General features: G+C 57.5%; 27 protein-coding genes. 13 read left to right on the forward strand and 14 right to left on the reverse strand.

Annotated features, from left to right (window positions below; all coding sequences use genetic code 11):
• Nucleotides 1–85: 85 nt before the first annotated feature.
• Nucleotides 86–511 (reverse strand): hypothetical protein, encoded by a 426-nt coding sequence (locus tag JIO00_RS11605; protein ID WP_145309509.1) that lies wholly within the window; start codon nt 509–511, stop codon nt 86–88.
• A 154-nt stretch (nt 512–665) separates the two neighbouring features.
• Here JIO00_RS11605 and JIO00_RS11610 point away from each other — a divergent pair, with 154 nt between their 5' ends.
• Nucleotides 666–1,340: a TetR/AcrR family transcriptional regulator gene (locus JIO00_RS11610; RefSeq protein ID WP_077750378.1), complete on the forward strand. Its 675-nt coding sequence runs from the start codon at nt 666–668 to the stop codon at nt 1,338–1,340.
• A gap of 656 nt (nt 1,341–1,996) precedes the next feature.
• On the opposite strand, the gene JIO00_RS11615 is transcribed toward JIO00_RS11610, so the two are convergent.
• Nucleotides 1,997–2,689, reverse strand: a complete 693-nt coding sequence (locus JIO00_RS11615; RefSeq protein WP_010459214.1) for an RES family NAD+ phosphorylase — start codon at nt 2,687–2,689, stop codon at nt 1,997–1,999.
• Nucleotides 2,683–3,087 carry an antitoxin Xre-like helix-turn-helix domain-containing protein gene (locus JIO00_RS11620; RefSeq protein ID WP_200668271.1) on the reverse strand — a complete coding sequence of 135 codons (405 nt, stop codon included), beginning with the start codon at nt 3,085–3,087 and terminating at the stop codon, nt 2,683–2,685. The genes JIO00_RS11615 and JIO00_RS11620 overlap by 7 nt, the downstream gene beginning before the upstream one ends.
• Nucleotides 3,088–3,281: 194 nt before the next feature.
• On the opposite strand from JIO00_RS11620, the gene JIO00_RS11625 reads away from it, so the two are divergent.
• Nucleotides 3,282–3,752 carry an anti-virulence regulator CigR family protein gene (locus tag JIO00_RS11625; RefSeq protein ID WP_145309503.1) on the forward strand — a complete coding sequence of 157 codons (471 nt, stop codon included), beginning with the start codon at nt 3,282–3,284 and terminating at the stop codon, nt 3,750–3,752.
• A 171-nt stretch (nt 3,753–3,923) separates the two neighbouring features.
• Nucleotides 3,924–4,445 (forward strand): hypothetical protein, encoded by a 522-nt coding sequence (locus tag JIO00_RS11630; RefSeq protein WP_200668273.1) that lies wholly within the window; start codon nt 3,924–3,926, stop codon nt 4,443–4,445.
• 182 nt (nt 4,446–4,627) lie between these two features.
• Here JIO00_RS11630 and JIO00_RS11635 read toward each other — a convergent pair whose 3' ends face one another.
• Both JIO00_RS11635 and JIO00_RS11640 read right to left on the reverse strand, forming a co-directional pair.
• Complete coding sequence (locus JIO00_RS11635; protein WP_200668275.1) at nt 4,628–5,062, reverse strand: GFA family protein; 435 nt, start codon at nt 5,060–5,062, stop codon at nt 4,628–4,630.
• 46 nt (nt 5,063–5,108) lie between these two features.
• Nucleotides 5,109–6,050 (reverse strand): carbon-nitrogen hydrolase family protein, encoded by a 942-nt coding sequence (locus JIO00_RS11640; RefSeq protein WP_154911633.1) that lies wholly within the window; start codon nt 6,048–6,050, stop codon nt 5,109–5,111.
• 104 nt (nt 6,051–6,154) lie between these two features.
• On the opposite strand from JIO00_RS11640, the gene JIO00_RS11645 reads away from it, so the two are divergent.
• Nucleotides 6,155–6,844, forward strand: coding sequence for a winged helix-turn-helix transcriptional regulator (locus JIO00_RS11645; RefSeq protein WP_010459223.1), 690 nt, complete (start codon nt 6,155–6,157; stop codon nt 6,842–6,844).
• A gap of 98 nt (nt 6,845–6,942) precedes the next feature.
• On the opposite strand, the gene JIO00_RS11650 is transcribed toward JIO00_RS11645, so the two are convergent.
• The 6 genes from JIO00_RS11650 to JIO00_RS11670 all read right to left on the reverse strand — a co-directional run bounded on the left by JIO00_RS11650 (nt 6,943) and on the right by JIO00_RS11670 (nt 11,744).
• Nucleotides 6,943–7,230, reverse strand: a complete 288-nt coding sequence (locus tag JIO00_RS11650; protein WP_010459225.1) for a cyd operon YbgE family protein — start codon at nt 7,228–7,230, stop codon at nt 6,943–6,945.
• Entirely contained in the window at nt 7,227–7,349 is a 123-nt protein-coding gene (gene cydX, locus JIO00_RS11655; protein WP_010459227.1) for a cytochrome bd-I oxidase subunit CydX, read from the reverse strand. The genes JIO00_RS11650 and cydX overlap by 4 nt, the downstream gene beginning before the upstream one ends.
• 22 nt (nt 7,350–7,371) lie before the next feature.
• Nucleotides 7,372–8,508 (reverse strand): cytochrome d ubiquinol oxidase subunit II, encoded by a 1,137-nt coding sequence (cydB, locus tag JIO00_RS11660; protein WP_172790709.1) that lies wholly within the window; start codon nt 8,506–8,508, stop codon nt 7,372–7,374.
• Nucleotides 8,501–10,072, reverse strand: a complete 1,572-nt coding sequence (locus JIO00_RS11665; protein ID WP_200668276.1) for a cytochrome ubiquinol oxidase subunit I — start codon at nt 10,070–10,072, stop codon at nt 8,501–8,503. Before JIO00_RS11665 ends, cydB begins: the two co-directional genes overlap by 8 nt.
• Nucleotides 10,069–10,269 (reverse strand): cytochrome oxidase putative small subunit CydP, encoded by a 201-nt coding sequence (gene cydP / locus JIO00_RS30140; protein WP_331460111.1) that lies wholly within the window; start codon nt 10,267–10,269, stop codon nt 10,069–10,071. Before cydP ends, JIO00_RS11665 begins: the two co-directional genes overlap by 4 nt.
• Nucleotides 10,270–10,418: 149 nt before the next feature.
• Nucleotides 10,419–11,744, reverse strand: a complete 1,326-nt coding sequence (locus JIO00_RS11670) for a sigma-54 interaction domain-containing protein (RefSeq protein ID WP_042932153.1) — start codon at nt 11,742–11,744, stop codon at nt 10,419–10,421.
• Between the two features lie 237 nt (nt 11,745–11,981).
• Between JIO00_RS11670 and JIO00_RS11675 the strand changes: the two genes are divergently transcribed.
• The 6 genes from JIO00_RS11675 to JIO00_RS11700 all read left to right on the forward strand — a co-directional run bounded on the left by JIO00_RS11675 (nt 11,982) and on the right by JIO00_RS11700 (nt 16,607).
• Nucleotides 11,982–12,860 carry an MBL fold metallo-hydrolase gene (locus JIO00_RS11675; protein WP_145309493.1) on the forward strand — a complete coding sequence of 293 codons (879 nt, stop codon included), beginning with the start codon at nt 11,982–11,984 and terminating at the stop codon, nt 12,858–12,860.
• Nucleotides 12,861–12,912: 52 nt separating this feature from the next.
• Nucleotides 12,913–14,583, forward strand: coding sequence for a bifunctional protein tyrosine phosphatase family protein/NAD(P)/FAD-dependent oxidoreductase (locus JIO00_RS11680; protein ID WP_102594895.1), 1,671 nt, complete (start codon nt 12,913–12,915; stop codon nt 14,581–14,583).
• A 28-nt stretch (nt 14,584–14,611) separates the two neighbouring features.
• Nucleotides 14,612–15,412 (forward strand): sulfite exporter TauE/SafE family protein, encoded by an 801-nt coding sequence (locus tag JIO00_RS11685; RefSeq protein WP_083377057.1) that lies wholly within the window; start codon nt 14,612–14,614, stop codon nt 15,410–15,412.
• Nucleotides 15,413–15,524: 112 nt separating this feature from the next.
• Nucleotides 15,525–15,965 carry a YeeE/YedE family protein gene (locus tag JIO00_RS11690; RefSeq protein WP_200668277.1) on the forward strand — a complete coding sequence of 147 codons (441 nt, stop codon included), beginning with the start codon at nt 15,525–15,527 and terminating at the stop codon, nt 15,963–15,965.
• Nucleotides 15,962–16,381, forward strand: a complete 420-nt coding sequence (locus JIO00_RS11695; RefSeq protein WP_200668278.1) for a DUF6691 family protein — start codon at nt 15,962–15,964, stop codon at nt 16,379–16,381. The genes JIO00_RS11690 and JIO00_RS11695 overlap by 4 nt, the downstream gene beginning before the upstream one ends.
• 13 nt (nt 16,382–16,394) lie before the next feature.
• Nucleotides 16,395–16,607 carry a YgaP family membrane protein gene (locus tag JIO00_RS11700; protein WP_010459248.1) on the forward strand — a complete coding sequence of 71 codons (213 nt, stop codon included), beginning with the start codon at nt 16,395–16,397 and terminating at the stop codon, nt 16,605–16,607.
• Nucleotides 16,608–16,641: 34 nt separating this feature from the next.
• Here the strand turns inward: JIO00_RS11700 and JIO00_RS11705 are convergent, their stop codons facing one another.
• Nucleotides 16,642–17,310 (reverse strand): FMN-dependent NADH-azoreductase, encoded by a 669-nt coding sequence (locus tag JIO00_RS11705; protein WP_010459250.1) that lies wholly within the window; start codon nt 17,308–17,310, stop codon nt 16,642–16,644.
• 103 nt (nt 17,311–17,413) lie between these two features.
• On the opposite strand from JIO00_RS11705, the gene JIO00_RS11710 reads away from it, so the two are divergent.
• Both JIO00_RS11710 and JIO00_RS11715 read left to right on the forward strand, forming a co-directional pair.
• Nucleotides 17,414–18,268: a LysR substrate-binding domain-containing protein gene (locus tag JIO00_RS11710; protein WP_200668279.1), complete on the forward strand. Its 855-nt coding sequence runs from the start codon at nt 17,414–17,416 to the stop codon at nt 18,266–18,268.
• A gap of 148 nt (nt 18,269–18,416) precedes the next feature.
• Nucleotides 18,417–18,746 (forward strand): DHCW motif cupin fold protein, encoded by a 330-nt coding sequence (locus JIO00_RS11715; RefSeq protein ID WP_010459253.1) that lies wholly within the window; start codon nt 18,417–18,419, stop codon nt 18,744–18,746.
• A gap of 177 nt (nt 18,747–18,923) precedes the next feature.
• On the opposite strand, the gene JIO00_RS11720 is transcribed toward JIO00_RS11715, so the two are convergent.
• Complete coding sequence (locus tag JIO00_RS11720) at nt 18,924–19,325, reverse strand: hypothetical protein (protein WP_200668280.1); 402 nt, start codon at nt 19,323–19,325, stop codon at nt 18,924–18,926.
• A gap of 492 nt (nt 19,326–19,817) precedes the next feature.
• Between JIO00_RS11720 and JIO00_RS11725 the strand changes: the two genes are divergently transcribed.
• Entirely contained in the window at nt 19,818–20,711 is an 894-nt protein-coding gene (locus tag JIO00_RS11725) for a transporter substrate-binding domain-containing protein (protein WP_200668281.1), read from the forward strand.
• A gap of 23 nt (nt 20,712–20,734) precedes the next feature.
• On the opposite strand, the gene JIO00_RS11730 is transcribed toward JIO00_RS11725, so the two are convergent.
• Nucleotides 20,735–21,652, reverse strand: coding sequence for a LysR family transcriptional regulator (locus tag JIO00_RS11730; RefSeq protein WP_083377050.1), 918 nt, complete (start codon nt 21,650–21,652; stop codon nt 20,735–20,737).
• Nucleotides 21,653–21,665 lie beyond the last annotated feature (13 nt).

The raw sequence follows: 21,665 nt of genomic DNA on the forward strand, positions 1-21,665 counted from the left end.
GATCATGTCGGAGGCAGCAATCGATCCGAGGCAGAGTCACCCCGGACCGATACGCTGCCGAAAAAGCGGGGATGTGTTTGGCGCGTCAAGACAGGCGCGATTCGCCTGTCGGGCTGCTCAGGTACACGGTTTTCACACCGATGCGCGAGAACACCAGCCACACAAACAGCAGCACACTGCAACCGATGAGGAGCGAGGCGACGCCAATCAACGGCTCGACTGACGGGAAGCCCTTGAGCCGCAGCGTCAGCGCGCCGAGCATCAGGGGGACGCCAACGTTGTATATCCAGAACTGCGCTGCGGCCACGCGCCCTTCGGTGATGGACGGGTGGGCTGTGCCGATGATGCCGAACAGGGCCATCGACACCCATCCCAACAGATTGATATGGGCATGTACCGCGAAGAGCGAATGATCGCCGGAAGCGCCCATCGCCACGCCCAGCATCACGCCAATGGCAAAGTAGAGGGCAGCGAGCCGAAACCAGGTCCGGGAACGGGGGGTGTGATTCATGGCATTCACCTCATGCGCCCTGGGGCGCGTTCAGTTGCTCAAACAATTGATTTGAAGTCGTCAGGCGCTCCTGCGTGCGACTTCTTGTGGGTTGGATATCGAGTGTCTATTATGAGACTCGTGTCTCACGACAAGACAGGATCTCATTTACTCCATGCCAATTTCCAAGTCAAGCCCGTCCAGCGGAGACGGCGATCAGGGCCGCGACAACCAGAAGCGCCGCACGCGTCAGGCGCTGATCGATGCCGCCATCGCCTTGCGCGACGAGGGCCATAACCCGACGGTTGCGCAAGTGGCCGAGCGGGCGATGGTGTCGCGCGCCACGGCGTATCGCTACTTTCCCTCGACGGAGGCGTTGATCAGCGAGACGGCGGCAGACCGAGACATGACGCCGCTGGAGCAGATCTGGCGGCCGGGGGACGATCCGGTAAAGGGCATCGGTCTGGCGGCGAACGCGCTGAACAAACTGTTGATCGACGACGAGATCGGCCTGCACGTGATGGAGCGTTCGTTCATGACGGTGTGGCTCGAAAACGAATCCCGTGAGGCACTGCGACCAGGCCGACGCATGAGCTACATCGAGCCGATTGTCGACTCGCTGAAGGACGTGCTCTCACCTCGGGCGCGAAAGCGATTGAAGCAGGCGCTGTCGATCGTCATGGGCACCGAGGCGTTGATCGCCGTGCGCGATATCAGCCGCGCGAGCGTCGCAGAATCACTCGACGCCGCCGCTTGGGCGGCTCGGGCGCTGGTGCGTCAGGCACTGGCGGAGGATGAAGAGGCACGACGAAAACGCAACGCTTCGAGCGCGCGGTCTTCGGCTCCTTGACACCGCATATCCCTAAACTGCCTGTGATCCGGGCCGATACCGATCAAACGTAAAGACGGCGGCGTCTCGCTGGTCAATAGAAAACCGCAACCATAATTCGCCACAGCCTCCAAGGACGGTACTTTGAATCACATCAACACCTGCGCGTCTCAAACATCCACACATCGTGTCGCTCTTGGTTTGGTTGTCGGTATTGGCAAGCGTGCTCATCGCCGGCTGTTCCAGTCCGCCTCCACCGGTCACCCCGGTCTACCGCGATCTCTGCCTGGAGGCTGGCCCTGTCAACAGCGCGGTCTACGATACGTGTGTGCAAGATCGGGAATTCGACAAAGCCTTGGCATACAAAGCACTTTTCGAAGATCTCGGGCTCTCTTTCCGGCACAGACACCCGAAGCACCGATGCTTTCATCGCTCGGACACAGGCCGCCTTGGCACCGACCGGGCCATATCCTGTCGAGTTGAGCGCAGGCAAAGAACCCGCGTGGCGCGCCGACGAGCTCACGGGAGATAACCTGCATCGGGAAATCCGGATCACGCCAAAACGGTGCGTGGAGTGATGTAAACCTGGGTGCAAATCACGCCCGCCCAATACGACAATGGGCAGGCCCGTGCAACGCAGCTTCAGTGTAATTCGATCAAACGATCAGACGATCGTTTCAAGCCTCGCTGATCTTGCTGACACTGGTGACCTGACCATTCCAGACCATCTCGTAATGCGCAGTTTGAATGATTGATAGAACCGGCTTGGGCGTCATCAGCGCCCAGCAATAACTGCCTTGCATCCGCACCGAGTGGTAACGAATCCCTGGACAGCGCGCCTCTTTGACGGACCTGCCCAAGCGCCGCGAGTGCGTGTAGTCGTCAGGGTCATAAACCGGATCAGTCAGCGCAATGGCAGCAGCGTCTTTCATTGCCACATCCACGAAGGCGCAGGACAACCCCCGGAACACAAACCGCTCATAATTGAGGCTCGGCACATTTGACCAATAAAGACTCTGGTGATGCCGAACCTCGGCCAATGCCGTGTCCATGGAGTCCGCCAGGTACAACACCCCAAAACGACCATCGCTGAACCGCGAACCCGCCGGGTTGACGTGGGTAAACGGTGCCGTCGCATAAGAGCAGCCAGGGATGCCGAACGGGATTTGATCCCGCGCAATCAACTCAAGATGACCCACTTCATTTTTCAGCCGGGGATTGGTCAGCGCCTGAATCTGATACAGCACCTCAAACTCGTCCGCATCCGCCACGTCATCAAACATCGCAATCGGTGGAAACTTCGAATTGACCAGTCGATAAGCCTGCAGCTGTTCGCCAGCCAGTTCTGCCAGTTCGCTCACCGTCACCATTGCGCGCCACGCAGCACGTCAATGCGCTTGAAGGTTTCATACAAGGAAATCATGTCGCCCTGAGCCATGATCTCCAGCGGACTGCGCCCATTGAAAAACTCGTTGTGGTTGGCCATCGACGGGAAGCCGTAGACGTTGTCCGGGTTGTCGAAGACCAGGCGCAGTGCCGCGTGAATGTTGAGCACGAAACTGATGCGTTGCATCTGGTCTGAATCCAGCGCTACGGACCACGAAGGATCGCGCTGCCGGGCGCGGGTGTAGGTGCTGCGGGAAATGCGCAAGATGCGACAGGCCTGATCGCTGGAGGCGCTCCACTTTTCTAGGATGCCGACGGCAGCGCGCAGGCCTGTTACGCATTGGGCTTTGGTAAAGGCTTGTTCCTGGAGGGGGACTGCCATATTCAATAGCTCTTCTGAATCTGTAGATTCGAAGATAGGTTTAATGAATCTATAGAGCAAGTCTGCTTCGACCAATGGACATTGAAGTCATTGTTATCGGTTAAATACTTTTGGCGACGGGAAGGGAACCAATCTCCTCAATAACGACTAAATTTTAACGAGGGATATTTCCCCCTTACTGAAGGAACGACCCAATGTTCACATCACGCTCATTGATTGCCGCTGTTACAAGTCTTGCACTGGTCTGCGGCTCGGCAACGGCATTGGCCGATCCAGGTAATGGAAAGGGCCAGGGGAACGGCAAGGGAAACCCGCAAAATGGCCAGGCCCATGGCAACCAGGGAGGCCAGGCCGGCCAAGGCAAAAACGCCGGGGGCGGCGAATGGGGTCATGGCCCGAGTATCAATCACAACAGTATTCTGGGGATTGTCGGCGGCTATCGGGACTACTGGAGCCCCGGCCCTGCGTTACCACCGGGTATCCAAAAGAACCTCGCGCGCGGTAAGCCGCTGCCCCCCGGCATTGCCAAAAAACTGGATGGCCGCCTGGTTGGCAGGCTGCCTCATTACGACGGATACGAATGGCAGCAAGCGGGGACCGATTTGATCTTGGTGGCGCTGGCCACCGGGCTGATTTATGAAGTGTTGAACGGTGCGTTTGATTAGCGCTTGAGTGGCGAATGCGATTGGAATCCACTCACAAAAGCCTCGTGATTCATTCCAGGCTCTGATGCTGATCAGAGCCCGCATCCATTGCAGTCCGTCCGTCGCAGGGCCAGGAACCGAAATGGGATTCTTGCGTCCTATGGCATGCGATATCAACCTACGGAAGCCACCATGCTTTTAAAGAACAAGAGTCTTTTTGCTGTCATGTCCTGCGCCCTGATGCTTGCGGCTGCGCCATTGCTCCCCGTTGACCTGTCCGTCATGAACTCCGCCTATGCGAAAGAGGGTGGTGGTGGTGGTGGTGGTGGTGGTGGTGGTGGTGGTGGTGGCGGCGGTGGCAATGGAGGAGGTGGTGGTAACGGCGGTGGCAATGGAGGTGGCCATGGCGGTGGCACGGGTGGTGGTCACAGCGGGTCCGGTCACGCCGGCAACGCTGACAGCAGTGGCCGTGGAAAGGGACTGTCCAGCGATCATGCCGGCAAGGCCGTTCGCGACCGTGGTGAAAGCGGAAACCACTATGGCAGTGAACGCAACGGTGATCGCAGTAAAGGCTCAACGACTTCAGGCATCGCCCAATCCAGAGATGCGCGCGGCGTCACCAAAGCCGGTGCGATTTCGACCTCGACTCCAGGCGATCACAACGCGAAAGGGTTGAGTAACGCGACTTCCTCGGGATCAAAAAACCCGTACTGACCCGCGAGGCTGAATCGGTCTGCTGCCTGGCCGGGCGTTGAAGCCGTATCGGTTGATGTACGCGACTACACCGAAAAAAACGGGCGCCTTTACGGTGCCCGTTTTCAGTTGTGCCGCTGCTTGAGCGCCGATCAGGCAGCAACCGGCATAAGCTGCAATCCCGGACACTTCTTTTGCCAGCACTATTCCTCCACGATGATCCCCGATCCCCCTGACTCGCCGGGAACATCCTTCAGCTTGGGCAATCCATCCTTGATCCGCAGCACCGTCTCTTGATAGTGCACGTGAACGCCCGGCGAGTACGCGAGATCCGGAATGACCGCAGCATACACGTCAATCAGCCCCATCTCGGGGTGGTCAGTAAAGAGGTGCCCGCCACACGTCTTGCACCATTTGCGGTAGCTGCGCGGTGTCTTGTTGTAGGTGCCGATGTTGTCGGCGCCCCGAGTCACTTGCACCGCGTCGGGTTTCCACAGCGTGAAGGCATTGACCGGTCCTGCTGACCAATGCCGACACGACTCGCAATGGCAATAGCCCATTGCGGCCGGTTCACCGCTGACGGTGAACTCGACTGCGCCGCAGAAACAACTGCCTTTGTACGACCGTTCAATGCTCATGGCATGACTCCTTTATCAATGGCCGATACAGCACGGATGCCTGTCTTCACTCGTCGATGTAGCGAACCGGTATCGCTGGCGAGCGCCGCACGTGCAGTTCGAAAATGTCAGGGCGCGCGTAATGCCCGGTGACGTCGAGCGCCCGTCGCGCCGGCGCCACGAGTGCGACGTCAATGTCCGCATACAGAATGCCGGCCTCCCGATGCAAGGGGCCGGCCACAATCCGGCCTTGAGGACTGACCACCACCGAGTCGCCATCGTTGATCCATTCGTCCGGATCGGCAAACAGTTGCATACGCGCTGGAAAGTCCTCGGGAATGTCACTGCCGCGCAGCGCGGTGCCGCTGCCGAGCACCCAACAGCGGCCTTCAAGTGCAATGTGCCGCATCGTGCTGATCCAGCCTTCGCCGGTGTCGTAGGTGGGCGCGATATAGATCTCCACCCCTTGGGCATACAGGGAATAGCGCGCCAGCGGCATGTAGTTTTCCCAGCAGATCAGCGCACCGACGCGGCCGACCGGTGTATCGACCGCACGCAACCCGGATGCATCACCGAAGCCATGCACCATGCGCTCCGGATTGGTCGGCATCAGCTTGCGATGGCGGTTGAGCACTGCGCCGTCCGCACCGATAACGACTACGCTGTTATAGAGCGTGCCGCCTCCCGTAGATCGGTCGCATTCATTGATGCCGCACACAATCGTCACGGCGTGAACCCTGGCGGCTTCGCATAATTCGCCCAGATCACCGTTGGCGATATCGACCGCGTTGGCCAGCAGCCGCGTGTGCAACTGGCCCATGACAGCCCCGTCCTTGCCCGCCGCCAGTCGCCAGATCCACGACGGGTAACCGGGAATGAACGATTCGGGCAAAACGATCAGCGAGGCGCCTGCTGCCGCCGCCTCGGCGACCGATTGCACGGCCCGGGCGATCGTCGCGCTGCGATCGAGCAGCACGGGCGGGCGCTGAATGATGGCTACCTTGGTCATGGCGTTCTCCATTGGCTTTTGGCTTTCGAAGGCTTGAGCGTGCGCGTGGCGAAGGGGCCGGGCTAGTTCAAAAAGTGAAGCGTTGCAGTTGCGGAGTCCAGGCAATGGAAGAGAGCTACGGCCAGTTCTGCACAGTCGCCCGCGGTGCTGAAGCCCTGTGCGAGCGCTGGACACCGTTGGTGGTGCGCGAGCTGCTGTGCGGCAGCAAACGCTTTAACGAACTGCACCGTGGCGTCCCCCGAATGTCCACCAATCTGCTGGCACAACGGCTACGCCATCTGGAAGACATCGGCGTCGTACACCGCACGGCCACCGGCAAAGTCTGGGAGTACAGCCTGACCGCGGCGGGCGAGGAACTGCGCCCCATCATCATGGCGCTGGGGCACTGGGGAGCGCGCTGGATCGGCAGTCGCCTGCGCGATGACCAACTCGACGCCGGCCTGCTGATGTGGGATGTGCGGCGGTTCGTGCGCATTGAGACGTTTCCGTCGCGACCGGTGGTCATCCAGTTCACGTTCCGCGACGCGCGGCCCGGCGAGCAAGCGTGGTGGCTGGTGGTGGAGCAGGGCGTGGCGGATCTATGCCGCGATGACCCGGGCCGCGAGCTGACGCTGGTCGTGGACTCCAGCGTGCGCGCGTTGACCGAAGTATGGGCGGGCGACCGCACACCGCGGGAGGTGCTTGAGTCGCAAGAGCTGCGTGTGGATGGCGCGGTGAAGGACGCGGAAAACCTGTGGCGCTGGCTGGGGACGAGTGCGTTTGCGGGGACCAGGAGGGCGGCAGTCACTCGTTAGCTTGGCGAAATAACCATCAGCGCTGGCCGATCTGAGCATGATCTGACTGGCCTCAGTTCCTTATGTTGAAGAGTCAGATCAAATCGTGTCGTCAGTCCTCACTGTAGAAACTTTACCCAGCCAGCAACGGCAAGTAACACGAAACAAGTCCAGCCTGAGAGAAGCCAGCGCCAGACGAGCATCCGCGGGACAAAACCCACACCTTTCACAAAGGCCACGCTCATGGCTGCGAATAATGCTGTAGCCAGCGCGTGGTCAGGCTTCCCGTCAGGAGCGGCCATCATGGGAGGATAGAGCGTACAAGCGAGCATGATTGCTAAAGCGATCACCAAACTCGGCAAATGAAGGTGTGAGGTTGGTTGAGGGTTAGCGACGCGCGGCATCATGACAGCGTCTCGTCGTTGTCGCTCAAGGCTCGGCCAACTTCGTTCTCGCCCCACATCGCGTTCAATATAGCCAGTAGCAATGCAAAACCGACCCCCAGCATCCAGGCGAAATACCACATGTTCATTACTCCTTTGCCGGCACTAGTAGGCAGAATGTTCGTTGGCTTTGATCTGTGCAACGGTGACCTTGCCGCGCATGACGCGATACGCCCACGAGGTATAAAGCACAATCAGTGGCATGAAGATCAACGCGGCCCAGAACATGATGGCCAGGCTTAAGTGACTGGCGACGCTGTCCCACACGGTAAGACTTGCCGCAGGCATCGTTGATGACGGCATGACGAACGGAAACATCGATACGCCGGCCGTGCAGATAACACCGATGACTGAAAGCGATGACGCAATAAACGCTGAAAGTGTATGGCGCGCCATCAACAGCACGGCGGCACCTGCTGCGCCGATCAATCCCAGTGCGGGCAGCAGCCACAGCAAAGGATAATGGCCATAGTTGGCCATCCAGGCTCCCGCTTCGCGCACCACGGACTTGCTGAGAATGTCAGGCAGTCCTGCCGTATCAACTACCGATGTAATGCGATAGCCATCAATCCATTGCAGCCAAATGCCGGCAACGATAAATGAACACACGAGCACGATCGCTGCACCCACCCCGCCTTTGATTGCCCTCGCCTGGATAACCCCTTCAGTGCGATGTGCCAGATAAGCACCACCTTGCAGGGTGATCATTGCGCTGCTTACAACGCCGGTGAGTAACGCGAAGGGGTTGAGCAGTTGCCAGAAGCTGCCGGTGTAGGTCGAAACCAGCAGGTCGTTAAACTGGAACGGCACACCTTGCAGCAGGTTGCCAAACGCAATCCCGAACACCAGAGGCGGCACTGCTCCACCCACAAAGAGTCCCCAGTCCCAAGTACTGCGCCAGGTGGAGTTATGGATCTTGCTGCGATAGTCAAAACCCACCGGGCGGAAGAACAGCGCCCAGAGGACCAGAATCATCGCCCAGTAGAATCCGCTGAATGCGGTGGCATACACCACAGGCCACGCCGCAAACAATGCGCCACCCGCAGTAATGAACCAGACCTGATTACCATCCCAATGCGGACCGACGGTATTGATAACGACGCGCCGCTCCATGTCATTGCGGCCGACAAAGGGCAGCAGCGTGCCGACTCCCATGTCGTGGCCATCCATGATGGCGAAGCCGATCAGCAATACACCGACCAGCACCCACCAGATAATTTTCAGGGTGAAGTAATCAAGCATGGTGGAGTTCCTTCAAATGGGCATCGTGTACATAACGGCCAGTACCGAGGCTGCCAGGACCTTGACGGGCAAACTTGACCATCAGGAACATTTCAACCACCAGCAGCACGGTGTAGAAAACGATGAATCCCGCCAGCGAGCCATAGAGGTTGTTGACGCTAAGCGTGGATACGCTCATGTGGGTCGGCAGCACGCCGTAAATGGTCCAGGGCTGGCGGCCGTATTCAGCGACGAACCAGCCCAGCTCGCAGGCAATCCATGGCGCAGGCAGCATGCAGAGCGCCCAACGCAGTAACCAGCGGCGTCGTGTGCAGGTCGACTTCAAGGTGCTCCAAAAGGCAAGTCCGAAGAGCACAAGCATGGCAAAACCTAGCGCGACCATGATCCGGAACGCCCAGAACATAGGTGTCACGCGCGGTACGGTATCGTTTACGGCCTTTTCGATAATGGCCGGCGTGGCCTGGTTGACGTCCTCGACATACTTCTTGAGCAACAGGCCAAAGCCCAGATCGGTTTTGTATTCATCGAATGTCTTCAGAGCTGCCGAATCGGTGCGATTGGCTCTGACGGCTTCGAGGGCATTGACGGCGGTAATACCTCGGAGAATTCGAGCGCGGTTCTTTTCTTTGATCTCATGAATGCCTGGAATCTGCTTGCTGACTGATCGTGTGCCAATCAGGCCCATCAGCCACGGCACTTCAACTTCCCAGTTATTTTTGGACTCGGCTTCATTAATACTGGCCACCAATGTCAGGCCCGCCGGAGCAGGCTTCGTTTCCCACATGGCCTCCATGGCTGCCATCTTGGTTTGCTGCGCCTCACCCACCGTGTAACCCGACTCGTCACCCAACACGATCACGCTCAGCACTGATGCGAGACCAAAGGCCGCCGCCACCCGGAAACTGCGTTTGGCAAACTCGACATCACGATTCTTGAGCAAGTACCAACTGGAAATCGACAGCACAAACATCGAACCGGTGACATAACCGGCTGAGACGGTGTGCACAAACTTGGCCTGTGCTACCGGATTGAAAACCACTGCCCAAAAATCAACCATCTCCATGCGCATGGTGATGTAACTGAATTCTGAACCTACCGGGTTCTGCATCCAGCCATTGGCGATCAGAATCCACAAGGCTGAAAGGTTTGTACCAATCGCCATCAGCAGCGTGACCAGCAAGTGGTGCTCTTTCTTCAGACGATCCCAACCAAAAAAGAACAGGCCGATCATGGTCGATTCAAGAAAGAACGCCATCATGCCCTCGATCGCCAGTGGGGCTCCGAAGATGTCGCCGACGTAATGCGAGTAATACGCCCAGTTGGTACCGAACTGGAATTCCAGGGTGATGCCCGTAGTCACCCCCAAGGCGAAGTTGATGCCGAACAACTTGCCCCAGAAGCGCGTCATGTCTTTCCAGATAACATTACCGGTCATCACATAGACACTTTCCATGATGACCAGCAGCCAGACCATGCCAACCGTGAGCGGTACAAAAAGAAAGTGATAAAGCGCTGTGGCTGCAAACTGCAGCCGAGACAAATCCACCAGGTGTTCTGAAATCACTTGCTTGCCCCTTGAGTCGAGGTGGGTACACCGAAACGGTTTCCGATGGTGTTCGAGTCGACACTGACGTGCGAATCCCGGATGAACAGCCACCACAGCACTGTCAGCACCAGTAGCTTGATCACTACTGCTGTGAGCAGATGGCGTCGCAGTCGTTTGTCGGAAATGGTCATGACTATGCAGTTAGCACACGGCATGCCAAGGGGGGGGAAGTAAGTTTTTATCGTTTTAAAACAGACGCTTAGATGATAATCCAGCGATGCGTGAAATGTGTTGGCAGGTCAGTGCGCTGCCAATCTGCCACGGTTGGCAGTCATTGGCAGTCTTACGGTGTGAGCACTCACTACTACGCCAAACCTTGTTCTTTCAATCGTCTGTACAAAGTACGTTCGCTAATTCCAAGGTGCTTGGCCAGTTCAGCGCGGGTACCTTTGAAAGTAGCCAGTTCCTGTACCAGCGAGCTGCCATCGAAAGCAGTTGAAGTAGAGGCCTGAGCAGATGCCACCACGGATACCTGAGGCAAATGTATGGAGCGAATCACACCATCGTCAGCAAACAGACTGGCTCTTTCCAGAACATTGCGTAACTCACGGATATTGCCGGGCCAGGAAAACCGCTGCAATTGCGTCAGCGCATCAGCGTCTATTGTCAGTCGGCGCTTGCCTGAACCGGCGCGTTGCAGAAATGAATTCACCAGCAACCCAATGTCTTCAATTCGGTCGCGCAAGGGAGGTAACTGAATGGGAAAGGCGCTGATGCGGTAGTACAGGTCCTGCCTGAACTCACCTTTCTCCATCATTTTTTCCAGTGGTTTGTGGGTCGCCGCTATTAATCTGAAGTTAGCGTGAAGGGTCTCGACACCCCCGACACGGCGATAGGTGCCCGATTCGATCAGGCGCAACAGTTTCACCTGCATCGCCAGCGGAACATCGCCAATCTCATCGAGAAACAACGTGCCGCCCTGGGCCGTTTCAACCAGGCCAGGCTTACGCATGGTGGCACCGGTGAATGCTCCTTTTTCATGGCCGAACAACTCGCTCTCAAATAACGTTTCAGTCAAGCCAGAGCAATCAACGACGACAAAGGGTCCAGTGGCCCGCTCGCTGGTTTCATGTACGGCGCGGGCGAACAGTTCTTTGCCCGTACCGGACTCACCGAGCAGCAGCACCGGCAGCATTGAGGGTGCCACCCGCTGCAGCTCCGACAGGGCACGGTTAAAGGCGGGTGAACGGCCGACCAACCCTTCGTTGCTGGGCCGCGCTGATGCGCTGCGAACCAGTGTCAGACGCTCCACATAGGCAGTAATAACACCGTGCTCATCTAGAATCGGGCGCAATTCGACGTCGACATGCTCAGGACCGCGAGGCGTGTGGTGAATGTGCAAAACGCGATCCGGTCCGCGCATTTCCTGCGCCTTTTTCATCGGACAGTTCTCACCCGCCTGATCACATGGGACATCGTAATGGTGTGAGATTTGATAACACTTATGGCCGATAAAGGGCTTGTCAGCGCTGCCAAACTGCCGCTGATAGGCCGTGTTGGCAGCCAGAATGTTGTAGTCCGGATCGAGCACGATCATCGGCTGGGGTTCGTACTCAAGAAACGAAACAAGTGACTGCACTTGATCCGAGTGCGGGAGTGAGTGGGGTGGGGCGGGCAGGATAATCTTCATCGTGGCTCCTGAGAATCCATCCATCCTGTTGTGGCACTGCCACCTCTGTCAACAAGCACTGCCAATGGCAGTAAATCCAGGTGAATGTAGAAAAACTCAAACCATGCTGCAAAAAATAAACTTAATAAAATCAAATAGGTAGGAGCATATTTTTGTGCGGGTCGGGCTTGGCAGACTTATTGCTATATCTGCCTCAGTGTGAGCGGCTTGGTAAAAGCCCCCTAAGGAGACAGGCCAATGAGTGTAAAACTTCACGTCGAAGGATTCTTCGATTCTGCTACCAATACCGTCAGCTATCTTGTTCTGGATGAGGCGACCCACCACTGCGCTTTGATCGACAGCGTACTTGATTACGACCCTAAGTCCGGCCACACCAGCACAACGTCTGCCGACAAGTTGATTGCGAGGGTGAAGGAACTCAATGCGAGGGTCGACTGGATTCTTGAGACTCACGTCCACGCAGACCACCTGACGGCCGCGCCCTACCTGAAGGAAAAGCTCGGTGGGAAAATAGGGATCGGCAGTCAGATTTCTACGGTGCAGGAGGTGTTCGGCACGCTGTTCAATACAGGTCGCGATATGGCCCGCGATGGAAGCCAGTTCGATCACCTGTTCGTCAATGACGAGCCGTTTGCCATTGGCACGCTGCAATGCCACGCGCTCCATACACCCGGCCATACACCCGCCTGTATGACGTATGTCATCAGCGATGGGATCGAAACGGCTGCCTTCGTTGGCGATACCTTGTTTATGCCCGACTACGGTACCGCACGCTGTGACTTTCCCGGCGGCAATGCGCGCACGTTGTTCCAGTCAATCAACAAGGTGCTGAGTCTGCCGGCCAATACCTTGCTGTACATGTGTCACGACTACCAGCCGGGTGGCCGCGAGGTGCAGTTCGTCAGCACCGTTGCAGACCAGCGCGCGCACAACGTTCATGTGCGTAATGGCATCAGCGAAGAGGAGTTTGTGGCGATGCGCACAAAGCGTGATGCATCGTTGGAAATGCCGACACTCATCCTGCCATCGGTTCAGGTCAACATGCGAGCAGGGCACTTGCCCGAGCCTGAAGCGAACGGAACGCGCTACCTGAAAATCCCGCTCAACGTCGCCTGACGTTGCCTTTCCCAGAAAACGCATAAGAAAAATACCCATAACGGAGATCCTTATGGACATTCGCCACCTTGCGCCCGGACTGTCGGTATCAGAACAGATTTTCCCCAACCAATTGGCTGAACTCAAAGAAGCCGGTTTTCGCACCGTCGTGTGTAACCGTCCCGATGGCGAAGGCAGTGATCAGCCCTTGTTTGCCGAAATCAAACGAGCCGCCGAAGCGGCCGGCATCGAGGCGCACTACCTCCCCGCAGAGTCAGGCAAAGTCACTGACGAGCAAGGTATTGCCTTTGGCAAGCTCCTTGAAACACTGCCAAAGCCGGTGTTGGCCTATTGCCGTTCCGGCATGCGCTCGACAACGATGTGGGCACTGTCACAAGCGGGCCAGCAACCCCTGCCACAGATCGTCGAGACCGCCAAAAAAGCCGGGTTCGATATGAAAGGCGTCATTCGCCGGATCGCGAATCAGGGGCGCACGCCGGTCGAAGTGGCCGAGGCGCAGCATACCGTGGTCATTATCGGGGGCGGTGCGGCAGGTATCGCGACCGCTTCCAGTTTGCTGGCACGAGAACCCGGACTCGACGTTGCCATCATCGACCCGGCCGATGTGCACTACTACCAGCCTGGCTGGACACTGGTCGGCTGTGGAGTCTTCGATGCGCCACAAACTGCCCGAACGATGGGCTCGACCATCCCTCGCGGTGTGCATTGGATCAAGTCGGCGGTCGCCGCTTTCGAACCCGAGAGAAATGCCGTCATTCTTGATGGGTGCAGAGTCGTCAAATACGAGCAACTGATCGTGTGCCCTGGTCTCAAGCTCAATTGGCATGCAATCGAAGGTTTGTCGGACACCCTTGGCCGCAACGGCGTGACTTCAAACTACCTGTATCAGCTTGCCCCCTATACGTGGGAACTGGTGCAGCAACTGCGTGGTGGCCGAGCCATTTTCACGCAACCGCCCATGCCGATCAAATGTGCCGGGGCGCCGCAAAAAGCCATGTACTTATCTGCCGATCATTGGAAACGTACCGGTGTATTGGACAAGGTCGAGATCGAGTTTTGCAGCGCCGGCGCGGTGCTGTTCGGAGTTCCCGACTACGTGCCCGCACTGATGGAATACATCAAGGCCTATGGTATCGACCTGAATTTCGGCAACACACTCACCAGCGTGAATGGGCCTGCACGGACTGCAACGTTCAACTGCGTCAAGCCGGATGGCAGCGCCCATCTTGTTACGCGCGACTTCGATCTACTTCATGTGGTGCCACCGCAGATTGCACCCGATTTCATTCGCGTCAGCCCTCTCGCTGACGCGGCGGGCTGGATTGATGTCGACCCAGCCACGCTGCGGCATAAAACCTGGGTCAATATTCACGCGCTGGGCGACGCCACCAACACCAGCAACGCCAAGACCGCGGCTGCAGCACGCAAGCAGGCGCCAGTCGTTGCCCATAATGTGTTGGCCGCAATGGGTAAAGCCAAAGGCAGTGCCCATTACGACGGTTACGGCTCCTGCCCGCTGACGGTTGAACGCGGCAAGATCGTATTGGCTGAGTTCACCTATGGCGGCAAGGTCGCCCCCAGCTTTCCATCCTGGCTGATTGACGGTACCCGGCCATCGAGGCTGGCATGGCTGCTCAAAGAGCGGATTCTTCCACCGCTGTATTGGAAGGGAATGCTCAAGGGCCACGAGTGGATGGCGAAACCTGAGTTGGCTGACGTATGAAATCAGACCTGAAAGCAAGGAGACTGAGATGACCGTCGTCTTACTGCTCGGGCTTACTGTTGGCGTCATTCTGGCGCTGACCGGCGCCGGTGGAGGAATACTGGCTGTTCCGTTACTGGTGTTTGGAGTGGGATTGAGCATGGCCGAGGCAGGGCCAATCGGTTTACTGGCTGTCGGTTTAGCCGCGACCCTGGGTGCCGTAATGGGACTCAAAAACGGCACCGTCCGCTATAAAGCGGCGCTTTTAGTTGCAGGCGCGGGGATCGTCTGTTCTCCACTTGGCCTTTGGCTGGCGCAACGCACGCCTAACCGTCCGTTGACGATCATGTTTGCCTTCGTGCTGATGTACGTTGCGTTCCGGGTCTATCGACGATCGCTCACTCCCTCCACGGAGTCGAAGACCCCCGTCACATCCAAACCACCGCCTTGTCTATTGGACGTGAACCGAGGAAAGATTAACTGGACGGGGCCGTGTGCATGGGCACTCACCGTTTCCGGCATTGTCGCGGGCGGGCTTTCCGGCTTGCTCGGCGTGGGCGGTGGCTTTGTGATGGTGCCGGCACTCCAGCGATACACCAATTTGACAGCGCAGTCGGTGCTTGCAACGTCTCTTGCCGTTATTGCGCTGGTTTCCATTTCCGGCGTTGCTGCAAGCTCCGCAGCCGGGCATTTGCAGTGGGCGGTCGCCCTTCCGTTTTCCATTGGCGCATTGGTCGGAATGGTGTGCGGACGTCTGATCGCTGCACGGCTGGCGGGTCCACACTTACAAAAAGGCTTCGCCGCAGTTTCCATGGTGGTGGCGGTGGCCTTGCTAGTGAAAGCTATTTAGTCATGTGCATACGTCGCCGTGACGCAAAGCAGGTGTTCGATCGCATCGGCAATCCCGCTGCATTGGCAGTCATCCACACCCTCTATCAACCATTTCGTGCCGGAGAATCTTCATGAATGTCGACTGGCTCAACTTCACCCCTTGGTCATCCCTTGCCGGTGGCGCACTGATTGGCTTGGCGGCCAGTCTATTCGTCGTCGCCAACGGGCGTATCGCAGGCATCAGCGGTCTGATCGGCAGTCTTTTACAGCGTGGGAGCGAGGGGGTGAGTGAGAAAGCACTTTTTCTCCTGGGCCTGCTCATCGCACCGATTCTATGGGGCTTGTTCGCCACGCTGCCGCAGATCGAATTCAAAACTGGCTGGTTCGGGCTGATCGCCGCCGGTGTATTGGTGGGCATCGGCACACGATACGGTTCAGGTTGCACCAGTGGCCATGGGGTGTGCGGCATATCGCGCCTTTCGCCGCGATCGATGGTTGCCACTGCGTGCTTCATGTTCAGTGGTTTCGCCACAGTGTTTGTCCTGCGTCATCTTCTGGGAGGTTGGACATGACCAAACTGAGTGCATTCATTGCAGGTCTGCTGTTCGGCTTGGGTCTGCTTCTGGCAGGCATGGCCAACCCGAGCAAAGTACTCGCTTTTCTGGATCTGACCGGTGCCTGGGACCCTTCCTTGGCGTTGGTCATGGTCGGCGCAATCGGCATAGCCATTGGCCCGCTGACCTGGGCACGCCGGCAATCCAGTTCGCTGCTGGGAAAGCCAATGCAGCTACCGATCAAACGTGAGTTGGACCCACGCCTGATTGGCGGGAGCCTGTTGTTTGGCATCGGCTGGGGAATAGCAGGCATTTGTCCTGGCCCCGCAGTGGCCATTCTGCTGACAGGACGCTGGCAAATAATCCTATTCATGTTGGCCATGCTGGCCGGCATGTTGTTGTTTACTGCGCTGGAGACCCGGCGCAACCATTGATCGGGAGATCGCCATGAAAGCGAATGTCGGAACCATTGATCGAACCCTGCGCATTGTCGCCGGTCTGCTTCTCATTGGCCTTAGTCTGTCCGGGGTGATCGGCGTATGGGGCTGGATAGGTTTAGTGCCGCTGGCCACTGGTATTTTCCGTTTCTGCCCTGTCTATACGTTGCTCGGCATCAAATCGTGCCAGTCGACCTGTTCGGACAGCAGAGAACGGCCATAAGAGGTTAGGTCTCGCAGGCCGTGCTTCAAAACCCTCAGATACCTGCTGCCATTATTGCGGGGGAGGGGATGAAGCGGTCTGCCAGACGCCTGGCCTGCTGAGTCGCAGCCTCACGCGCGCGCAGGTCAACGTCTTCCCCCAGGATGGTTTTCTCCACAATCACCGAATGCACATCCGTGACGCCGATAAATCTCAGCCAGGCTTCCACGTAGGGCTTCTGAAAGTCGAAGCGCTCCGCCGGTGTGATCGACTGCGCCGAAAAATCCAGGCCGCGGGCGTACATCACCACGGCGCGTTTGTTGTGCAGCATGCCTTCCAGACCGCGTTCCGGGTCAACGCTGAACAGGATGTCCTTCTGCGAAATCAGGTCGATGAAGTGCTTGAGTTTGTAAGGGATGCTGAAATTCCACAGCGGTACGGACATCACCAGTACATCGGCGCGGTGCAGGTGCGCAGCCAGTTCTTTCAACGTGTTCCAGGCCTCCTGTTGCGCTGTGGTCAACGGCGTGCCACTGAGCCCGGCGTATTTGGCCTCCATCGCCACATCATCAAATTCCGGCAGCGCCATGTTCCAGAGGTCGAGGGTGACGATTTCTGTGTCCGGGGTGTTTGCTTGATAACGCGCAATGAAACTGCGAGCGACTTCGAGGGAAGCCGAGCGCTGTTTGCGTGGAGAGCATTGAATATGCAGAAGGGTTGTCATGGCACACCTTGAATGATGAGGGCGGGGCAGGTGACGCATTGCAACATAGTTGTATTTGAAATATAAATCGTAAATTCCAACTAGATTAATCACGAATAAAACTATGTTCGACACGTTGCTGCTCAAGACATTTGTCACGGTCGTCGATGAAGACGGCTTCAGCCGTGCCGCCCAGAAGCTGCACCTGACTCAGTCGGCGGTCAGTGGTCATGTGCGGCGATTGGAAGAGCAGATTGGTAAGCCGCTGTTGACGCGTACCACCCGTTCCCAGCAACTGACGGCCGATGGCGAGCGCCTGGTCGCTTACGCACGCACGATCCTCACGCTGAACCGTGATGCCTGGACTGACCTGACACGCACACCGTTTCACGGGCGGTTGCGGATCGGGTTGTCCGAAGATTTTGTCGAGTCTCGATTGCTGCGCACTGTTCAGGATTTCGCGGCGCAGTACCCCGGGATGGAAATCGAGGTGCAGGTGAACATCCCCGGTTCGTTGCTGGCGCTGATGAAGCAAGGGCAACTGGACGTGGTCATCGGTTCGTTGTGCGAAACCAGCGAAGCGGGGTTGCTGCTGTGGCAGGAGCCGCTGGTGTGGGCGTGGTCGGCGCAACCCGTCACCCGGTTACCGACGCCGTTGCCGCTGGCCCTGTTCCCCGCGCCGTGCCCTTATCGCGAAGCTGCGCTGACGAGACTGGCGCAGGCGGGCATCGCCCAACGCACGGCAATGTTGTGCAGCAGCACCGCCGGGTTGCGGGCGGCGGCACTGGCAGGCTTCGCGATAGCGCCCATGCCTCTCAGTCAGTTGGGGCAGGGGCTGGCGGTTATCGGGGCTGAACAAGGATTGCCGGCATTGCCGGATGCGCAATGTCGGCTGTTCGCCTCACCTGACGCGGATCAGGCGATGGTGGCAGCGGTCACTCAGCTCATTGTGGAGTATTGCTCCACGCGCAGGGCTTGATTGGCATGGGCGTAGCGGCATCCATTTGAGTCAGTGATTGCAAGCTTGGATGGGCGCCTGTATCTCCTAAATGCGGAGCATCTGTATCTATCGAGAATCCCACTGGAGCGGTACGGTCCACAGATCCTCTGTCATTGATGAGCCACCCATGGATCTAACGGATGTTCCCTTTGGTACGACCGATTGGTCGACTGTCGAACCTGTCCAGTACGCCGGACAGACGGGCACTGCCTATTGGCGAACCTGTCAGTTTGGTTCGACGCGTGTGCGGATGGTTGAATACAGTCCTGGTTATCTGGCCGATCACTGGTGCTGGAGAGGGCATATCCTGTTGTGCCTGGAAGGCGAGTTGCACACGGAACTGGAGGATGGTCGCCAATTCACGCTTACAGCGGGGATGAGCTATCAGGTGGGCAACAACGCTGAGGGGCATCGATCTTTCAGCACCACAGGCGCGAAGTTGTTTATCGTGGATTGACTCTGGTACCAACCACGAGCGTCCCATTGCAGAGTCAGGTGCTCATCGAAGGACCTTTGTGGCAGCACTGTGCGCCCGTTCTGCCTGTCCAGAGCTTGACGGAGTAAAATCAGAGCGTAAAAAAGCCCGGCATGTCAGGCCGGGCTTCTTGTCGGATGTCGCAGTAAAGCCATTCATTCAGGCTGCGCGGCTTTCGATCAGACGGTCGGAACCACCTTCAGCGACGCGGTTTTCGATCAGGCGGTCGGAACCACCTTCAGCGACGCGGTTTTCGACCAGACGATCCGAACCACCTTCAGCGACGCGGTTTTCGATCAGGCGGTCGGAACCACCTTCAGCAACGCGGTTTTCGATCAGGCGATCCGAACCACCTTCAGCGACGCGGTTTTCGATCAGACGATCGGAACCACCTTCAGCAACGCGGTTTTCGATCAGACGATCCGAACCACCCTCAGCCACACGACTTTCAATCAGACGATCCGAGCCGCCTTCAGCGACAACCGGGTGAGCAGAAGAAGCGGCGAAAGCGTTAACTGCAAAAACCGAGAAAGCGATGCTGAGAAGGATTTGGCGTTTCATGATGGTGTGCTCCGGGGTGTAGTTGTTTGGTATGGAGGCGATGTTACGCCCCGGAGTTTTTAAGAGAACTTCATTGAGTTGATGGTGACTATCGATGGCAGCAATGGATGCGCCTCACGCCCGTGCCGTCCGCGCAAGCCACCGGACTTATTGCCCGTTTTGCTGGGCAAGTCGGGCACCATCGGGCGGGATCTGGGCTGAGGGTTGGAGCGGCTGCGGGGTTGAGGTTGTTTGCCCATGATTCGCCTCCAGACGTGTCGGCATTTCGCGAAGTAATCCCCCGATAAAGCTGCCGCCTGAACATCGCGATGAAATTCGTGCGATCTCGCACATGCCTTGGTTTTCTGATCTGGCGCAAAGTATCTACCGTCCCTGAGCGTAGTGTTGGCAATAACGTTTCGTAGACACGCCGGAAATTGGTGCTCACATCCTTTACGTTTTTCAGTGTGTTTTGAGATGTCTTTGCCTTTTTCATACTTTCAAGGGTGTCCCATGAAAACCTCATATTTCGTAGCAACGACAATCCTCGCCGCAGGCTTGTCCGCCATTGCATCTCCCGCGAACTCGCAGACACTCGAAAAAGTTTCCGACAGTAACAAAATCACCGTGTCTTACCGGGAGGCGTCGGTACCTTTCAGCTACTTGATCAGTCCTGCCGAAGCCGTAGGTTTCTCAGTCGATTTAACCGATGCCATCGTTGATGATGTGCGCAGGAAGCTCAACAAGCCGAACCTGGAAGTGGCTCACATTCCAGTGTCTTCGCAAACCCGCATTCCGTTGCTGGTCAATGGCACATACGATCTGGAGTGCGGATCCACCACCAACAACGCTGCCCGTGGCAAGGATGTGGCTTTTGCAATTAGCCATTTCTACGCAGGCACGCGCCTATTGACCAAGAAGACCTCCGGCATAAAGAACTACGCCGATCTCGCAAAAAAGACTGTCGCCAGTACCGTCGGCAGCACGAACGAGAAGGTCCTTCGCCAATACAGTGCCGACAACAATCTAGACGTACAGGTTGTCTTGGGCAAAGACTATGACGACTCCATGGCGCTGGTTGAAAATGATCGTGCCGTGGCGTTTGCCATGGACGATATCCTGCTGTTTGGCCTCATGGCGAACTCGAAAAATCCTGATTCGCTCGAAGTCGTGGGTGATGCGCTGCAAGTTGAACCCTACGGCTGCATGCTTCGCAAAGATGATCCTGAATTCAAGCAATTGGTCGATGGCACCATAACCCGTCTGATGGAGTCGGGCGAATTCGAAAGGCTATACACCAAGTGGTTTCAATCACCGATTCCTCCAAAAGGAATGAATCTGAACATGCCGATGAGCGAACAACTCAAAGCCAATCTCAAGGCGCGCAGTGACAAACCAGCGCTGTAAAGCTTGACGAACTTTGCTCGACTTCAGCGTCGCGCAGACAGTTGTTGCGGCGCCAAAAACGCATCGTGGAAGTAATTACGAAACGCCTGCATGGCCGGGCTGAATTCGCGCTCGCGATGCCACGCCAGACCAACGCTCATGGGCGTCACTTTATCGGTGACGGTGAGGGTCTCGATGCGTTTTCCTTCCAGTGACCAAGGGCGGTGTACCAGGTCCGAAAGGATCGCCACGCCGCTGCCATTGGCGACCATGCTGCGCACCGCTTCCACTGAACTGGTGCGCACCCGCACGTTCGGCTGTTGGTGCGCGTGTTCCCAGTAGCGCATGGCGCTTTGTTCGGCTTCGTCGACGGTCAGCAGGATGTAGGGTTCTTTCGCCACGTCGGCGAGGCTGACCGCCGAACGTTCGCACAGTGGATGGTGGCTGGGCAGCCAAAGCCGTCGTTCGGAGTTGAAGAGAATTTCCGAGACGATGTCCGGGTGAGTGAGGTTCGCGGTGAGCACCACGGCCATGTCGAATCGACCTTCCAGCAGGCCTTCTTCGATGGCCGTCCGTTCCTGTTCGTGGACTTCGATGGCCACGTCAGGATGCCAGTGTTCCAGGCGTTGCAGGTGGTGCGGCAGGAAGTAGCCGATCACCGTGTAACTTGCTGCCAGACGCAGCACGCCACTGGCGCGAATGTCCGGCAACGGACTGTTCATCGCATCATCGACACTGCGCAAAATCACATACGCGCGATTCAGAAAGTGCCGCCCGGCATCGGTCAGGCTCATGCCCTGGGCCGAGCGCTGGAACAACAGCGCACCCAGCATACCCTCCAGTTCCTTGATCGCCGTGGTCACCGCCGACTGGGAAATATTCAAATGGATCGCGGCCTGGGAAATTTGCCCGATCTCGGCGGTGGCGACGAAATAGCGGACCTGGCGCAGGGTCAGTGACATGGGCACTCCGGAT

Source organism: Pseudomonas sp. SW-3, from assembly GCF_016615645.1.
Lineage (GTDB): Bacteria > Pseudomonadota > Gammaproteobacteria > Pseudomonadales > Pseudomonadaceae > Aquipseudomonas > Aquipseudomonas mandelii.

Excerpts from the sequence above, each read along its gene's own strand:
- JIO00_RS11605 (WP_145309509.1), bottom strand. The coding sequence starts at position 511 with ATGAATCACACCCCCCGTTCCCGGACCTGGTTTCGGCTCGCTGCCCTC.
- JIO00_RS11610 (WP_077750378.1), top strand. The coding sequence starts at position 666 with ATGCCAATTTCCAAGTCAAGCCCGTCCAGCGGAGACGGCGATCAGGGC.
- JIO00_RS11615 (WP_010459214.1), bottom strand. The coding sequence starts at position 2,689 with ATGGTGACGGTGAGCGAACTGGCAGAACTGGCTGGCGAACAGCTGCAG.
- JIO00_RS11620 (WP_200668271.1), bottom strand. The coding sequence starts at position 3,087 with ATGGCAGTCCCCCTCCAGGAACAAGCCTTTACCAAAGCCCAATGCGTA.
- JIO00_RS11625 (WP_145309503.1), top strand. The coding sequence starts at position 3,282 with ATGTTCACATCACGCTCATTGATTGCCGCTGTTACAAGTCTTGCACTG.
- JIO00_RS11630 (WP_200668273.1), top strand. The coding sequence starts at position 3,924 with ATGCTTTTAAAGAACAAGAGTCTTTTTGCTGTCATGTCCTGCGCCCTG.
- JIO00_RS11635 (WP_200668275.1), bottom strand. The coding sequence starts at position 5,062 with ATGAGCATTGAACGGTCGTACAAAGGCAGTTGTTTCTGCGGCGCAGTC.
- JIO00_RS11640 (WP_154911633.1), bottom strand. The coding sequence starts at position 6,050 with ATGACCAAGGTAGCCATCATTCAGCGCCCGCCCGTGCTGCTCGATCGC.
- JIO00_RS11645 (WP_010459223.1), top strand. The coding sequence starts at position 6,155 with ATGGAAGAGAGCTACGGCCAGTTCTGCACAGTCGCCCGCGGTGCTGAA.
- JIO00_RS11650 (WP_010459225.1), bottom strand. The coding sequence starts at position 7,230 with ATGATGCCGCGCGTCGCTAACCCTCAACCAACCTCACACCTTCATTTG.
- cydX (WP_010459227.1), bottom strand. The coding sequence starts at position 7,349 with ATGTGGTATTTCGCCTGGATGCTGGGGGTCGGTTTTGCATTGCTACTG.
- cydB (WP_172790709.1), bottom strand. The coding sequence starts at position 8,508 with ATGCTTGATTACTTCACCCTGAAAATTATCTGGTGGGTGCTGGTCGGT.
- cydP (WP_331460111.1), bottom strand. The coding sequence starts at position 10,269 with ATGCCGTGTGCTAACTGCATAGTCATGACCATTTCCGACAAACGACTG.
- JIO00_RS11670 (WP_042932153.1), bottom strand. The coding sequence starts at position 11,744 with ATGAAGATTATCCTGCCCGCCCCACCCCACTCACTCCCGCACTCGGAT.
- JIO00_RS11675 (WP_145309493.1), top strand. The coding sequence starts at position 11,982 with ATGAGTGTAAAACTTCACGTCGAAGGATTCTTCGATTCTGCTACCAAT.
- JIO00_RS11680 (WP_102594895.1), top strand. The coding sequence starts at position 12,913 with ATGGACATTCGCCACCTTGCGCCCGGACTGTCGGTATCAGAACAGATT.
- JIO00_RS11685 (WP_083377057.1), top strand. The coding sequence starts at position 14,612 with ATGACCGTCGTCTTACTGCTCGGGCTTACTGTTGGCGTCATTCTGGCG.
- JIO00_RS11690 (WP_200668277.1), top strand. The coding sequence starts at position 15,525 with ATGAATGTCGACTGGCTCAACTTCACCCCTTGGTCATCCCTTGCCGGT.
- JIO00_RS11695 (WP_200668278.1), top strand. The coding sequence starts at position 15,962 with ATGACCAAACTGAGTGCATTCATTGCAGGTCTGCTGTTCGGCTTGGGT.
- JIO00_RS11700 (WP_010459248.1), top strand. The coding sequence starts at position 16,395 with ATGAAAGCGAATGTCGGAACCATTGATCGAACCCTGCGCATTGTCGCC.
- JIO00_RS11705 (WP_010459250.1), bottom strand. The coding sequence starts at position 17,310 with ATGACAACCCTTCTGCATATTCAATGCTCTCCACGCAAACAGCGCTCG.
- JIO00_RS11710 (WP_200668279.1), top strand. The coding sequence starts at position 17,414 with ATGTTCGACACGTTGCTGCTCAAGACATTTGTCACGGTCGTCGATGAA.
- JIO00_RS11715 (WP_010459253.1), top strand. The coding sequence starts at position 18,417 with ATGGATCTAACGGATGTTCCCTTTGGTACGACCGATTGGTCGACTGTC.
- JIO00_RS11720 (WP_200668280.1), bottom strand. The coding sequence starts at position 19,325 with ATGAAACGCCAAATCCTTCTCAGCATCGCTTTCTCGGTTTTTGCAGTT.
- JIO00_RS11725 (WP_200668281.1), top strand. The coding sequence starts at position 19,818 with ATGAAAACCTCATATTTCGTAGCAACGACAATCCTCGCCGCAGGCTTG.
- JIO00_RS11730 (WP_083377050.1), bottom strand. The coding sequence starts at position 21,652 with ATGTCACTGACCCTGCGCCAGGTCCGCTATTTCGTCGCCACCGCCGAG.